12 protein-coding genes are annotated in these 13,561 nt (G+C 71.1%); 7 read left to right on the top strand and 5 right to left on the bottom strand.

All coding sequences use genetic code 11. The features are described 5' to 3' along the window. Positions 1-283: 283 nt before the first annotated feature. Positions 284-1,636, bottom strand: coding sequence for an FtsW/RodA/SpoVE family cell cycle protein (locus tag ACWC9R_RS36060; RefSeq protein WP_450738004.1), 1,353 nt, complete (start codon positions 1,634-1,636; stop codon positions 284-286). Between the two features lie 512 nt (positions 1,637-2,148). On the opposite strand from ACWC9R_RS36060, the gene groES reads away from it, so the two are divergent. Both groES and groL read left to right on the top strand, forming a co-directional pair. Continuing rightward, the gene (groES, locus tag ACWC9R_RS36055) at positions 2,149-2,457 is read left to right on the top strand and encodes a co-chaperone GroES (protein WP_018090856.1); all 309 of its coding nucleotides are present in this window, start codon (positions 2,149-2,151) and stop codon (positions 2,455-2,457) included. A 135-nt stretch (positions 2,458-2,592) separates the two neighbouring features. After that, the gene (groL, locus tag ACWC9R_RS36050; protein WP_450738002.1) at positions 2,593-4,215 is read left to right on the top strand and encodes a chaperonin GroEL; all 1,623 of its coding nucleotides are present in this window, start codon (positions 2,593-2,595) and stop codon (positions 4,213-4,215) included. A 135-nt stretch (positions 4,216-4,350) separates the two neighbouring features. Here groL and ACWC9R_RS36045 read toward each other — a convergent pair whose 3' ends face one another. The 3 genes from ACWC9R_RS36045 to ACWC9R_RS36035 all read right to left on the bottom strand — a co-directional run bounded on the left by ACWC9R_RS36045 (position 4,351) and on the right by ACWC9R_RS36035 (position 7,178). Next, positions 4,351-5,409: a hydroxyacid dehydrogenase gene (locus ACWC9R_RS36045; RefSeq protein ID WP_450738000.1), complete on the bottom strand. Its 1,059-nt coding sequence runs from the start codon at positions 5,407-5,409 to the stop codon at positions 4,351-4,353. Between the two features lie 196 nt (positions 5,410-5,605). Next, positions 5,606-6,379, bottom strand: coding sequence for an SDR family NAD(P)-dependent oxidoreductase (locus ACWC9R_RS36040; protein ID WP_450737998.1), 774 nt, complete (start codon positions 6,377-6,379; stop codon positions 5,606-5,608). Between the two features lie 133 nt (positions 6,380-6,512). Next, positions 6,513-7,178, bottom strand: coding sequence for an MOSC domain-containing protein (locus tag ACWC9R_RS36035; RefSeq protein ID WP_450737997.1), 666 nt, complete (start codon positions 7,176-7,178; stop codon positions 6,513-6,515). Between the two features lie 157 nt (positions 7,179-7,335). Between ACWC9R_RS36035 and ACWC9R_RS36030 the strand changes: the two genes are divergently transcribed. Next, the gene (locus tag ACWC9R_RS36030) at positions 7,336-8,247 is read left to right on the top strand and encodes a LysR family transcriptional regulator (RefSeq protein WP_362614296.1); all 912 of its coding nucleotides are present in this window, start codon (positions 7,336-7,338) and stop codon (positions 8,245-8,247) included. Positions 8,248-8,398: 151 nt separating this feature from the next. Here ACWC9R_RS36030 and ACWC9R_RS36025 read toward each other — a convergent pair whose 3' ends face one another. Further along, on the bottom strand, positions 8,399-8,731 hold the full coding sequence (locus tag ACWC9R_RS36025; protein ID WP_362614293.1) for a WhiB family transcriptional regulator: 333 nt from the start codon (positions 8,729-8,731) through the stop codon (positions 8,399-8,401). Positions 8,732-9,110: 379 nt separating this feature from the next. Here ACWC9R_RS36025 and ACWC9R_RS36020 point away from each other — a divergent pair, with 379 nt between their 5' ends. The 4 genes from ACWC9R_RS36020 to ACWC9R_RS36005 all read left to right on the top strand — a co-directional run bounded on the left by ACWC9R_RS36020 (position 9,111) and on the right by ACWC9R_RS36005 (position 13,470). Beyond that, positions 9,111-9,722: a response regulator transcription factor gene (locus tag ACWC9R_RS36020; RefSeq protein ID WP_003948568.1), complete on the top strand. Its 612-nt coding sequence runs from the start codon at positions 9,111-9,113 to the stop codon at positions 9,720-9,722. A gap of 283 nt (positions 9,723-10,005) precedes the next feature. Then, positions 10,006-10,581, top strand: coding sequence for a sigma-70 family RNA polymerase sigma factor (locus ACWC9R_RS36015; protein WP_362614290.1), 576 nt, complete (start codon positions 10,006-10,008; stop codon positions 10,579-10,581). Positions 10,582-10,720: 139 nt separating this feature from the next. Continuing rightward, the gene (gene guaB / locus ACWC9R_RS36010; RefSeq protein WP_362614288.1) at positions 10,721-12,223 is read left to right on the top strand and encodes an IMP dehydrogenase; all 1,503 of its coding nucleotides are present in this window, start codon (positions 10,721-10,723) and stop codon (positions 12,221-12,223) included. 131 nt (positions 12,224-12,354) lie between these two features. Continuing rightward, a complete protein-coding gene (locus ACWC9R_RS36005; RefSeq protein ID WP_450737995.1) occupies positions 12,355-13,470 on the top strand; it encodes a GuaB3 family IMP dehydrogenase-related protein in 1,116 nt (371 codons plus the stop codon). The last annotated feature ends 91 nt before the right edge of the window (positions 13,471-13,561 follow it).

The raw sequence follows: 13,561 nt of genomic DNA, 5'->3' as shown, positions 1-13,561 counted from the left end.
CCTGGTCACGGACACCGCGGCGGCCGACCATCTGCTGCTGGAGACCGGCCCGGCACCCCCACCCGCGGAGGCCCGTCACCGCACCCCGACAGCCCCGCGCAGCGGACCCGCCCGCCGCAGGCGCAACGGCGGAGGCACCCGCAAGCATCGGCCGAGGCAAAGCGCAGCGGACCGGCGCAACGGCGCGGCCACCCGCAAACATCACCTCAACCCAAGCCCCGCGCAGCGGAGCCGTAACGAGGACAAGCCACCACGGCGGGAGAGCCGAAAACGTGGGAAGGCCTCACACCGGCTCACGCCGCCGCTGCGCGTGATCGCTGATCCGCAAGAGCAGGGCCACCATGACCCAATTGGCGACCAACGAGGAGCCCCCCTTGGCGAGGAACGGGAGCGCCTTGCCGGTGAGGGGGATGAGCCCGGTGACGCCGCCGGAGACGACGAAGACCTGGAGCAGCAGCGCACCGGAGAGGCCGACCGCGAGGAGTTTGCTGAAGGGGTCGCGGGCGCTCAGCCCCACCCGCAGGCCGCGCTGGGCCAGCAGGACGTAGAGCATGATCACGGCCATCACCCCGGCCAGCCCCAACTCCTCGCCGACGGTGGTGAGGATGAAGTCGCTGTTGCCGGCGAAGCCGATCAGCTCGGGGTGGCCCTGGCCCAGGCCGCTGCCGCTGATGCCGCCGCTGCCGAAGCTGAGCAGCGCCTGGGCGAGCTGGTCGGACATGCGCTCCGCGTGGCCGGCCTTGGTGAACGCCCGCATGGGGTCCAGCCAGGCGGTGACCCGGCCGTGGACATGGGGTTCGAGGGAGCCGACGACGGCCGCGCCGACCGTGGCCATCAGCAGACCGCAGACCACCCAGCTGGTGCGGTCGGTGGCCATGTAGAGCATGATCACGAAGACGCCGAAGAAGATCAGCGAGGTGCCCAGGTCCCGTTCGAAGATCAGCACCAGCAGGCTGATCGCCCAGATCGTGAAGATCGGCGCGAGTTGGCGCCCGGGGGGCAGCTGCATGCCCAGGACGCGGCGGCCGGCCAGCGCCAGCGCGTCGCGGTTGACGGTGAGGTAGCCGGCGAAGAACACCGAGATCATGATCTTCACGAACTCGCCGGGCTGCAGGGACAGCGGCCCCAGCAGAATCCACCGCTTGGCGCCGTACATGTCGGCGCCGAAGAAGGCCGGTGCCATCAGCAGCACCAGCGCGATCACCATCGTCAGATAGATGTAGCGCTGCAGGATGCGGTGGTCGCGCAGCACCAGCAGGATGACGACGCAGACCGCCACCCCGATCGCGGTCCACACCAGCTGGCCGTCGGCCGCCGCGGCGATCTTCAGCCGTGGCGACTTCGCGTAGGTGAGGTCCAGGCGGTGCAGCAGGACCAGGCCTATGCCGGACAGCAGGGTCGCCAGCGGCAGGATCAGCGGATCGGCGCGGGGCGCGAACCGGCGCAGGACCAGATGCGGGACCAGCGCCATGAGGACCATGCCGGCGGCGAAGCCGGCCAGTCCGGCGGACAGCCGGCCCTCCATCGACAGGCCGGTGTAGGCGTGGCCGAAGACCGCGATCAGGACGACGAGGGCGAGCAGCCGTGCCTCGGTCCTCCGCCGGTCCGGTGCCTGGGCCAGCGCCTCGAACGTCATGGTGCGTTCGACATCGCTCTCCGGGACCCTGGCCCTCCGGGGAACTCTGGTCGTGGGACGCACGGGTTTTCCTCCGCCATCGGTCGTCGAGGCCGCCGGCCGGCCGGGAACGGGCCCGGTTCGTCCACCCGGCAGTCGGGGAGGTAGACGAGGCAGCCGGTGGCCTGGTTGCGAGAGCAGGGGGAGGTTTGTCCGATGCGCCGGGAATCTTCCCGATGGTTGTCTCGTAACCCGCCCTACCCCCGCTGTAGATGGCCATGATCGCCGAATGTGGGCGGGCCGGGAAACCGCGGCTCCTCTTGCCCGGTCAACCGGTGGCGGGGGAAGACTCCCCGCCGCGCTGGCACTCCGCTTGACCGAGTGCTAACCGCGTCATAGTCTCGGCGTTGGCACTCTCCAGTGGGGAGTGCCAACACAGCGACGGGCAGGTCCGGCACCCGCGACGACGGATCGACCTGGTCGCCACCTCAGACAGTTAACCCCGTGAGATCTCCGAAGGGGGAGGTCGGATCGTGACGACCACCAGCTCCAAGGTTGCCATCAAGCCGCTTGAGGACCGCATTGTGGTCCAGCCGCTCGACGCCGAGCAGACCACGGCTTCGGGCCTGGTCATTCCGGACACCGCCAAGGAGAAGCCCCAGGAGGGCGTTGTCCTGGCCGTGGGCCCGGGCCGGGTCGAGGACGGCAAGCGCGTCGAGCTCGACGTGAAGGTCGGCGACGTCGTGCTCTACAGCAAGTACGGCGGCACCGAGGTGAAGTACAACAACGAGGACTACCTCGTTCTCTCGGCTCGCGACGTGCTCGCGATCGTCGAGAAGTAAGTCACCCGGTTTTGCCGTGATCTGCGCCCCTGGTTTCCCGCGTCTAAACAACCGGGGCAGGGGCGCAGTCCGTTTGAGCGACAGCGGTCCCCACGTCGTGGCCGAGGATCGCATTGAGAGGACTTGAAGCAACCCATGGCGAAGATCCTGAAGTTCGACGAGGACGCCCGTCGCGCCCTTGAGCGCGGCGTCAACAAGCTTGCCGACACGGTCAAGGTGACCATCGGCCCCAAGGGCCGCAACGTCGTCATCGACAAGAAGTTCGGCGCGCCGACCATCACCAACGACGGTGTCACCATCGCCCGTGAGGTCGAGGTCGACGACCCGTACGAGAACCTCGGCGCCCAGCTCGTCAAGGAGGTGGCGACCAAGACCAACGACATCGCGGGTGACGGCACCACCACCGCCACCGTGCTGGCCCAGGCGCTGGTCCGCGAGGGCCTGCGCAACGTGGCCGCCGGCGCCTCCCCCGCCGCCCTGAAGAAGGGCATCGACGCCGCCGTCAAGGCCGTGTCCGAGGAGCTCCTCGCGACCGCCCGTCCGATCGACGACAAGACCGACATCGCCGCCGTGGCCGGTCTGTCCGCGCAGGACAAGCAGGTCGGCGAGCTGATCGCCGAGGCGATGGACAAGGTCGGCAAGGACGGTGTCATCACCGTCGAGGAGTCCAACACCTTCGGTCTGGAGCTGGACTTCACCGAGGGCATGGCCTTCGACAAGGGCTACCTGTCGCCGTACATGGTCACCGACCAGGAGCGTATGGAGGCCGTCCTCGAGGACCCGTACATCCTGATCCACCAGGGCAAGATCGGCTCGATCCAGGACCTGCTGCCGCTGCTGGAGAAGGTCATCCAGGCCGGTTCCTCCAAGCCGCTGCTGATCATCGCCGAGGACGTCGAGGGCGAGGCCCTGTCGACCCTGGTCGTGAACAAGATCCGTGGCACCTTCAACGCCGTGGCCGTCAAGGCCCCCGGCTTCGGTGACCGCCGCAAGGCGATGCTCGGCGACATGGCCACCCTCACCGGTGCCACCGTCATCGCCGAGGAGGTCGGCCTCAAGCTCGACCAGGCCGGTCTGGACGTGCTCGGCACCGCCCGCCGGGTCACCGTCACCAAGGACGACACCACCATCGTCGACGGTGGCGGCAAGTCCGAGGACGTCACCGGTCGCGTCGCGCAGATCAAGGCCGAGATCGAGTCCACCGACTCGGACTGGGACCGCGAGAAGCTCCAGGAGCGCCTCGCCAAGCTCGCCGGTGGCGTCTGCGTCATCCGCGTGGGTGCGGCCACCGAGGTCGAGCTCAAGGAGAAGAAGCACCGTCTGGAGGACGCCATCTCCGCGACCCGCGCCGCGGTCGAGGAGGGCATCGTCTCCGGTGGTGGCTCCGCTCTGGTCCACGCCGCCAAGGTGCTGGAGGGCTCCCTCGGCAAGGAGGGCGACGAGGCCACCGGTGTCGCCGTCGTCCGCCGCGCCGCCGTCGAGCCGCTGCGCTGGATCGCGGAGAACGCCGGCCTCGAGGGCTACGTCATCACCGCGAAGGTCGCCGAGCAGGACAAGGGCAACGGCTTCAACGCCGCCACCGGCGAGTACGGCGACCTGGTCAAGGCCGGCGTCATCGACCCGGTCAAGGTCACCCGCTCCGCGCTGGAGAACGCCGCGTCGATCGCCTCGCTGCTGCTGACGACCGAGACCCTGGTCGTCGAGAAGCCCGCCGAGGAGGAGCCGGAGGCCGGTCACGGTCACGGCCACGCGCACTGACCTGAGCCGTCGGCTCGGCTGACGCGCCGCGTCGGTCTGCTTCACCCAGGACCCGGGTCCCGCTGCGGCGGGGCCCGGGTCCTCGGGTTTTCCGGCGGGACCGGGCGCCCGGGTTCCCCGCCGCCGGGGCGCGGCTCACGCCGAGTGGTGCAGCTCCTCCCGCCGTACGGGGGCACGGAACGGCTCGCCCCGGCCGTAGCGTTCCAGCTCGTCGAGGGCGTGGTCGGCCAGGCGGTGGAGTTCGGTGCCGAGCGAGCCCGCCACATGCGGGGTGAGCAGGACGTTCGGCAGGTCGTACAACGGCGATCCCGGGGGCGGGAGTTCGGGCTCGGTGACGTCGAGGACGGCGTGCAGCCGGCCGGTGGCCAGCTCGGGGAGCAGGGCCGCCGCGTCGACCAGTGAGCCGCGGGCGGTGTTGACCAGGGTGGCGCCGTCCGGCATCAGGGCCAGCTCGCGGGCGCCGAGCAGATGACGGGTGGCGGGCAGCTGCGGGGCGTGCACGGTCACGATGTCGCTGTCGGCGCAGAGCGCGTCGAGGGGGACCGGCACCACGCCGAGCCGGGCCGCCTCGGCACGGTCCACGTACGGGTCGTACAGCAGGACCCGCAGGTCGAACGGGCGCAGCAGCGCGATGACCCGGCGGCCGATGCGGGAGGCGCCGATGACGCCGACGGTGCGGCGGTAGTTGCCGGCCCCGGCGAGTTCGCCGGACCAGTCGTGGGGGGCGCGCAGGCCGCGGTAGCGGTGGGCGGCGTGCAGGACGCGCTTGTTGGCGAAGAGGATCGCGGCGAGGGTGTACTCGGCGACCGGCAGGGCGTTGGCGTCGGCGGCCGAGGTGACGGTGATCCCGCGGTCCCAGCAGGCGTCGGTGACGTGGTGTTTGACCGAGCCGGCGGCGTGGACGACGGCCCGCAGCCGGGGCGCGGCGGCCAGCACCCGGCCGGTGAGGGGCGGGGCGCCCCAGCAGGTGAGCAGCACCTCGGCGCCGGCGAGGGCGGCGGCGACCTCGGGGGTGGGGTCGGCCAGCTCGTGGGCGACCAGCCGCGGGTCGGTACGGGCGAGGGCCGCGAGGCGGGTGCGGTGGCGGGCGCCGAGGAGCCGGCCGGCGACGCCCGGGCCCATCGCCAGCAGCAGGCCGGGCCGGAACGGTGGCGTTTCCGCAGGTCCTGGGGGACTGTCAGAGGTGGGGTGCATCGTGCTGAACGGTCCTCCTCCGCGGTCGCCCGCTGCCGTCGACGCCGGTGCCCGCCATCCGTGGCGCCCGCCGGGGCGGGCTGCGGGGCACGCGGTCGTCGCGCCCCGCCCGCCCCGTCGCGCCACGGCGACGGCATGGCCACGGCCATCGCACCACCACCGCCCCGCCCTCGGCAACGGGTGGGGTGACCCGGCGTCAGCGCGGCCCGTACTTCCGGCCGGTGCGGGACGTCAGACCGCTCAGCACGCCCCGGGGCGCCAGCTTCACGGCGCCCATGAGCGCCTTGTACCGCGGGTCCGGAATGGACAGCGACTTGCCCCGCGTCAGGTCCTTCATCGCGGCGTCGACCAGCTTGTCCGCGTCCAGCCACATCCACCCGGGGATGTTGTCCGTCCCCATCCCGGCGCGCTGGTGGAACTCGGTGCGGACGAACCCCGGGCACAGCGCCATCAACCGCACGCCGCTGCCCGCCAGATCGCGCGCCGCGCCCTGGGTGAACTGGACGACCCACGCCTTGCTCGCGCCGTAGGTGCCCCGCGGTACGAACGCCGCCACGGACGCCACGTTGACCACCGCGCCCCGCCGCCGGTCCCGCATCCCGCGCACCGCGGCCGTGGTCAGCCGCAGCACCGCCTCGCAGTGCACCTTCAGCATCGTCAGCTCGTCGGCCATCGGGACGTCGAGGTACTCGCCCTTGTTGCCGAAGCCGGCGTTGTTCACCAGCAGGTCCACCGGGTGCTTGGTGTCCGAGAGCCGGGCCTCGACGGCCGCGATGCCCTCCTCGGTGGCCAGGTCGGCGCTCAGCACCTCCGCCTCGATGCCGTGCCGGTCGTGCAACTCGGTGGCCTGCTCGTGCAGTCGCTTCTCGTCGCGGGCCACCAGCACCACGCTGTGGCCGTCGCTCGCGAGCCGCCGGGCGAACGCCGCCCCGATGCCCGCCGTCGCTCCCGTGATCAATGCAGTCGTCATACGGGCACGCTATCCGCCCGGGGCACGGCGCCCGCGTCCCAACCCCCGGTGGCGCGGCCGCCCCACCGCCCACCGGAGGCGCGTCCTCCGCTCCCGCTCCCGGCGCACACCGCCCGGCACCCGGCGGACGGGCTCAACCCCCGGCCCGCTCCGCGTACTTCACCGCCTTCCGCCGCGCCTCCTCCGGAAGGGCCGCACCCGCCTCCAGCAGCCGCGGCAGCAGCTCCCGCCGGGTGGTCAGGGCCAGGAACATCATCCCGACCGTCACCTCGTGCTCCGGGCGGTGCACCACCTCGACGGCGTCCCCGGCGCGGATCTCGCCCGGCTCGATCACCCGCAGATACGCGCCGGGCACCGCGGCCTGGGTGAAGCGCCTGATCCAGCCGCGCTCGCCGAGCCACCCGTGGAAGGTCCGGCAGGGAATCCGCGGGCAGGTCACCTCCAGCAGCAGCCGCGGCCCGACCCGCCAGCGTTCGCCGATCCGCGCACCGGTGACGTCGACGCCCGACGTGGTGAGGTTCTCGCCGAAGATCCCGTTGGCCAGCTCGCGGCCCAGCTCCCGCTGCCAGTCGTCCAGGTCCTCCCGGGCGTAGGCGTAGACGGCCTGGTCGTCGCCGCCGTGATGGCGCAGGTCGACCACCGCGTCACCGGCCAGCCCGCTGCCGCCGACGCCCTTGGGGCCGGGGGCGGCCACCGCCACCGGGCCGTCCACGGGCCGTTTGTCGATGCCCGTACCGCCCTCCGCGTCGGTGTGCCGGGAGGCGGTGGGCCGCCCCAGGTTCACGCTCAGCAGTTTCATGTGGTGCTCCGTTGCTCGGTCGGGCGGCGTGCTCCGGGGCCCGGCTTCGTCGGCGTCGCCCCAGCTCATGCGTGCCATGGCGGCGCGCCCGGCATGCCTCCCAAAAGGAACGACGCGATTTTTCACGATCGACCCAAGAACCGCTTATGCTCAAAGCATGATCGAGGCCCGTCATCTCCGTGTGCTGCGCGCCGTCGCCCGGACCGGCTCGTTCTCCGCCGCCGCACGCGAACTGGGCTGCACCCAGCCGGCCGTCAGCCAGCAGATGAAGGCGCTGGAACAGTCCGCCGGCACCCCGCTGCTGGTCCGCGCGGGCCGCGAGATGCGGCTGACCCAGGCGGGCGAGGCGCTCGTCCGGCACGCCGTCAGCATCCTGGCCGGGCTCACCGCCGCCGAGGAGGAGATCGCCGCCATCGCGGGCCTGCGCGCGGGACGGGTGCGCCTGGTGTCGTTCCCCTCCGGCAGCTCGACGCTGGTGCCGACCGCCCTCGCGACGATGCGCGCCGCCCATCCCGGCACCCGGGTCTCGCTGGTCGAGGCCGAACCGCCGCGCTCGATCGAGATGCTGCGCAACGGCGACTGCGAGATCGCGCTCGCCTTCCGCTACCCCGAGGTGCGCGGCGCGGACCCGGCGGCCGGGGCGGAGTGGGACGACCTGGTGGTGCGCCCGATCCTGGCGGACCGGCTGGTCGGGCTGGTGCCGGAGGGCCACCGACTGGCCGCGGCGGGCGTCGCGCGCTTCGCCGAGCTGGCCGACGAACCCTGGATCGCGGGCTGCCCCCGCTGCCGCAGGCACCTCGTGGAGGTCTGTGAGAGCGCGGGCTTCACCCCGCGTATCGACTTCGCGACGGACGACTATCCGGCGGTCATCGGCCTGGTCGGGGCCGGCCTGGGGGTGGCCGCGCTGCCCGAGCTGACACTGGCGTCGGTGCGCCCCAAGGGCGCGACGGCCGTACGTCTCGAACCTGCCGTGCACCGCGAGATCGTCGCGCTCACCCTGCCGGATCTGGCGCAGGTCCCCGCCGTCGAGGCGACGCTCGACCGGCTGGTGGACGCCGCCCGCCGCTGACGGCCCCCGCCGGCCCCGGTCCTTCGCCAAGCCCTTCGTCACCCGGCCGCACCGAACCCCGCACCGGCCGCAGCAAACCCCGTGTCCCGCGGACGGGCGGCCGCACCGTCGTGCAGGAACGTTTCTTCAGGAGCAGTCCGCCCCCGGAGCCTCAGGAGCCGGAGACGTGCGCGTGGCCGGTCATGGACGAGGCCGGGACCAGCCGGTGCCTGGCCCGGCCCATCAGTTCCTCGCGCTCGTCCTCCGTCAGACCGCCCCACACCCCGTAGGGCTCGCGGACGGCCAGCGCATGCGCCGCGCACTCGGCCCGTACCGGGCAGCGCATGCAGACCTCCTTCGCCGATGTCTCACGCGCGCTGCGGGCCGCTCCGCGCTCGCCTTCGGGATGGAAGAACAGCGAGCTGTCCACGCCACGGCAGGCAGCCAGCAGCTGCCAGTCCCAGAGGTCTGCGTTCGGGCCCGGGAGGCGGGAGAAATCTGCCATTGCTTGTCCCCTCGAAGCGATGCTGATTCGGGCTCGGTGCTCACGACGGTACATCTACTGTCGAAGTAGATGTAAATATGACTCATTGCGAATCTAGTCATAGTCACCATGAAAATGGAAGAAAGAGAGCCAAATAGGGCATAGGGTGCACGCGCGGATGCCGGTCGCCCATTGAGTCGTCTGCGTATCCGGCTCCTCACGGAGCGTGCTGAACTCGGTCGCCGAAGCCGTAACTCTTTCGAGTGACCGTCGTTGAGAGTGCGGAGGCGGTTGGCAGAGGTAGGCCACGGGCAAATGTCCGAGGCCGTCAATCGCACAGGTGACGATACGTACCAGCCTGGAGGCTCAAGGTGACGCGCATCAGCTGCGGAGGGCGGTCATGACATCCGTCCTCGTCTGCGACGACTCCCCGCTTGCCCGAGAGGCGCTCCGTCGGGCGGTTGCGACCGTGCCCGGCGTCGAGCGTGTGACGACCGCGGCCAACGGCGAGGAAGTCCTCCGCCGCTGGGGTGCCGATCGTTCGGATCTGATTTTGATGGACGTACGGATGCCCGGTCTCGGCGGTGTCGAGACCGTGCGCCGGCTGCTGTCCGCCGACCCCGGCGCCCGGATCATCATGCTCACGGTGGCCGAGGACCTGGACGGTGTCGCGCTCGCGGTCGCCGCCGGTGCCCGCGGCTATCTGCACAAGGACGCCTCGCGCGCCGAGCTGCGGGCGACGGTGACCCAGGCGCTCGCCGATCCGACGTGGCGGCTCGCCCCGCGCCGGCTGCGGTCCGCCGAGATGGGTGCCGCGCCGACGCTGACCGCGCGCGAGATCCAGGTGCTGGAGGGCATGAGCCACGGCCGCTCGAACGCCGAGATCGGACGTGAGTTGTTTCTCTCCGAGGACACGGTCAAGACGCACGCCCGGCGCCTCTTCAAGAAACTCGGCGCCTCGGACCGCGCGCATGCGGTGGCCCTGGGCTTCCGCTGGGGACTGGTCCGCTAAGGCGTTGTGACGTGCAGCGACGCGGGGGAGTGAAGATCCCCGCCCGCCCTGTGGCGGGCGGGGTGACATGGCGCCCCGCAGCCGTCGGCGTACGACGGCGGTCCGATTCGCCGCGCGGTGCCGCATCCTTGGAGGTATGGAGTTCCTCGGGGACGGGCCGGTCGGACATGAGGGGAGGGCGCAGGACATGACAACAGCCGGCGCACCTGCCGCTCATAACGCTTCGGTGCACAAGTGCGGACCTGATGCCGCGGAGCGCGCGGCGCCAAGGCACCATGGTCCGATGCGTGACGACGGGAAGCAGGAAATCGGCGAACTCGTCGCACGCGCCGTCGAGGGTGACCAGCGGGCCACCCACGACCTTCTGGCCCATGTGCATCCCCTCGCCCTGCGGTACTGCCGCACCCGGCTGTCACGGCTGCCGGGTGACGCCCGGCACTTCGTCGAGGATCTCGCGCAGGAAGTGTGTGTCGCGGTGCTCTGTGCGCTGCCGCGTTACCGCGACACCGGCAAACCCTTCGAGGCCTTCGTCTTCGCCATCGCCGGCCACAAGGTCGCCGATCTGCAGCGGGCCGCGATGCGGCATCCGGGCAGCACGGCCGTGCCGTCCGACGAGATGCCCGAGCAGCCGGACAACTCCCTCGGCCCCGAGGAGCGGGCGCTGCTGAGCAGCGACGCCGAGTGGGCCAAGAAGCTGCTGGCGAACCTTCCGGAGAACCAGCGCGAGCTGGTGCTTCTGCGGGTCGCCGTCGGGCTGACGGCGGAGGAGACCGGGCAGATGCTGGGGATGTCGCCCGGTGCGGTGCGGGTGGCCCAGCACCGTGCGCTGAGCAGGCTGCGGGCGCTGGCCGAGCAGTAGTGGTTCCCGGTGCGGAACGGCTGGTGATCGCCGTAGAAATGCACAAGTGATGAGGCCCTCATCGCTCGTGGAATGGGACACCTCATTAGGCCGTTAGCATGGGAGTCCGCGCTGAGGCAAGAGCATTGGGGAAGGTGTCATGAGTGACAACGTCGACGGTATGCCCGCCAAATTCGCCATGCTCGGGCTGACATACGACGACGTACTGCTGCTGCCCGGTGCGTCGGAGGTGCTGCCGAACGCGGTGAGCACCGCGTCCCGGGTCTCGCGCAACGTCACGGTGAACATCCCGCTGCTGTCCGCGGCCATGGACAAGGTCACCGAGGCCCGGATGGCCATCGCCATGGCACGGCAGGGCGGCGCGGGCGTGCTCCACCGCAACCTGTCGATCGAGGACCAGGCCAACCAGGTCGATCTGGTCAAGCGCTCCGAGTCCGGCATGGTCACCGACCCGATCACGGTCCGCCCCGACGCCTCGCTCGCCGACGCCGACGCGCTGTGTGCCAAGTTCCGCATCAGCGGGGTGCCGGTCACCGACGGCGCGGGCAAGCTGCTGGGCATCGTGACCAACCGCGACATGGCCTTCGAGATGGACCGCAGCCGTCAGGTCCGCGAGGTCATGACGCCGATGCCGCTGGTCACCGGCAAGGTCGGCATCTCCGGCGAGGACGCCGTCGAGCTGCTGCGCCGCCACAAGATCGAGAAGCTTCCGCTGGTCGACGACGCGGGCGTGCTCAAGGGCCTGATCACCGTCAAGGACTTCGTCAAGGCGGAGAAGTACCCCAACGCCGCCAAGGACGCCGAGGGCCGGCTGGTCGTCGGTGCCGCGGTGGGCGTCGGCGACGCGGCGTACGACCGGGCGCAGGCGCTGGTCGAGGCCGGTGCCGACTTCCTCGTCATCGACAGCGCGCACGGCCACAGCCGCGGCATCCTCGACATGATCGCCAAGGTCAAGTCCAACATCACCGTCGATGTCGTCGGCGGCAACGTCGCCACCCGCGACGGCGCCCAGGCGCTGATCGACGCGGGCGCGGACGGTATCAAGGTCGGCGTCGGCCCCGGCTCCATCTGCACCACCCGGGTCGTCGCCGGTGTCGGCGTGCCGCAGGTCACCGCGATCTACGAGGCGGCCAGGGCCGCGAACGCCGCGGGCGTCCCGCTGATCGGTGACGGCGGCCTGCAGTTCTCCGGCGACATCGCCAAGGCCATCGCGGCCGGCGCGGACACCGTCATGCTGGGCTCGCTGCTGGCCGGCTGCGAGGAGTCGCCCGGCGAGATGGTCTTCATCAACGGCAAGCAGTTCAAGTCGTACCGCGGCATGGGGTCGCTGGGCGCGATGCAGTCCCGCGGCCAGGGCCGGTCCTTCTCCAAGGACCGCTACTTCCAGGACAACGTGCTCTCCGAGGACAAGCTGGTCCCCGAGGGCATCGAGGGCCAGGTGCCCTACCGTGGCCCGCTCGCCTCGGTCGCCCACCAGCTCGTCGGCGGCCTGCGCGCCTCCATGGGCTACGTCGGCTCCGCCGACATCCCCGAGCTCAAGGAGAAGGGCAGCTTCGTCCGGATCACCGCCGCGGGCCTGAAGGAGAGCCACCCGCACGACGTCCAGATGGTCACCGAGGCGCCCAACTACTCTCGTCGCTGACGGAGGGGCGCGGCGCGCCCCTCCCCACGGCGCTACCACGGCCCTACCGTGAAGCCCGCGGCCTCCCCGGCCGCGGGCTTCGGTGTGTCGGGGATACTGGAACGGCAGACGTAGAGGGAAAGGCCACACACGTGACTGAGATCGAGATCGGGCGCGGCAAGCGCGGCCGCCGGGCATACGCATTCGACGACATCGCCGTCGTACCCAGTCGCCGCACCCGCGACCCGAAGGAGGTCTCGATCGCCTGGCAGATCGACGCCTACCGCTTCGAGCTGCCGTTCCTGGCCGCTCCCATGGACTCCGTGGTCTCACCGCAGACCGCGATCCGTATCGGCGAGCTGGGCGGCCTGGGCGTCCTCAACCTGGAGGGTCTCTGGACCCGGTACGAGGACCCGGAGCCGCTGCTCGCGGAGATCGCGGAGCTGGACGGTGCCACGGCCACCAAGCGGCTGCAGGAGATCTACGCCGCGCCGATCAAGGAAGAGCTGATCGGGCAGCGCATCAAGGAGGTGCGGGACGCCGGTGTGGTGACCGCCGCCGCGCTGTCGCCGCAGCGTACGGCGCAGTTCTCCAAGGCCGTCGTGGACGCGGGCGTGGATATCTTCGTGATCCGCGGCACCACTGTCTCCGCCGAGCACGTCTCCTCCGCGGCCGAGCCGCTGAACCTCAAGCAGTTCATCTACGAGCTGGACGTCCCGGTCATCGTCGGCGGCTGCGCCACGTACACCGCGGCGCTGCACCTGATGCGGACCGGCGCGGCCGGTGTGCTGGTGGGCTTCGGCGGCGGCGCCGCGCACACCACGCGGAACGTCCTCGGCATCCAGGTCCCGATGGCGACCGCGATCGCCGATGTCTCCGCCGCGCGCCGCGACTACATGGACGAGTCCGGCGGCCGCTACGTCCACGTCATCGCCGACGGCGGCGTGGGCTGGTCCGGCGACCTCCCCAAGGCGATCGCCTGCGGCGCCGACGCCGTGATGATGGGCTCCCCGCTCGCCCGCGCCACCGACGCGCCGGGCCGCGGCCACCACTGGGGCATGGAGGCGGTCCACGAGGACGTGCCGCGCGGCAAGCGGATGGACCTCGGGGCGGTCGGCACGACGGAGGAGGTGCTGTTGGGGCCGTCCACGACCCCCGATGGTTCGATGAACTTCTTCGGTGCCCTGCGGAGGGCGATGGCGACCACCGGCTACTCGGAGCTGAAGGAATTCCAGCGGGTTGAGGTGACGGTTGCCCCTCGGCGCTAGGCAGTTTCGTTTGGATCATCTGGCTGACCAGAGGAAGATGCCTGCGATGTGGAGTCCGGCCAGGTAGATGGTTGCGGTCTTCTCGTAGCGG

Source organism: Streptomyces sp. NPDC001219 (assembly GCF_053597915.1).
This window is presented reverse-complemented; position numbering and strand designations above follow the sequence as displayed.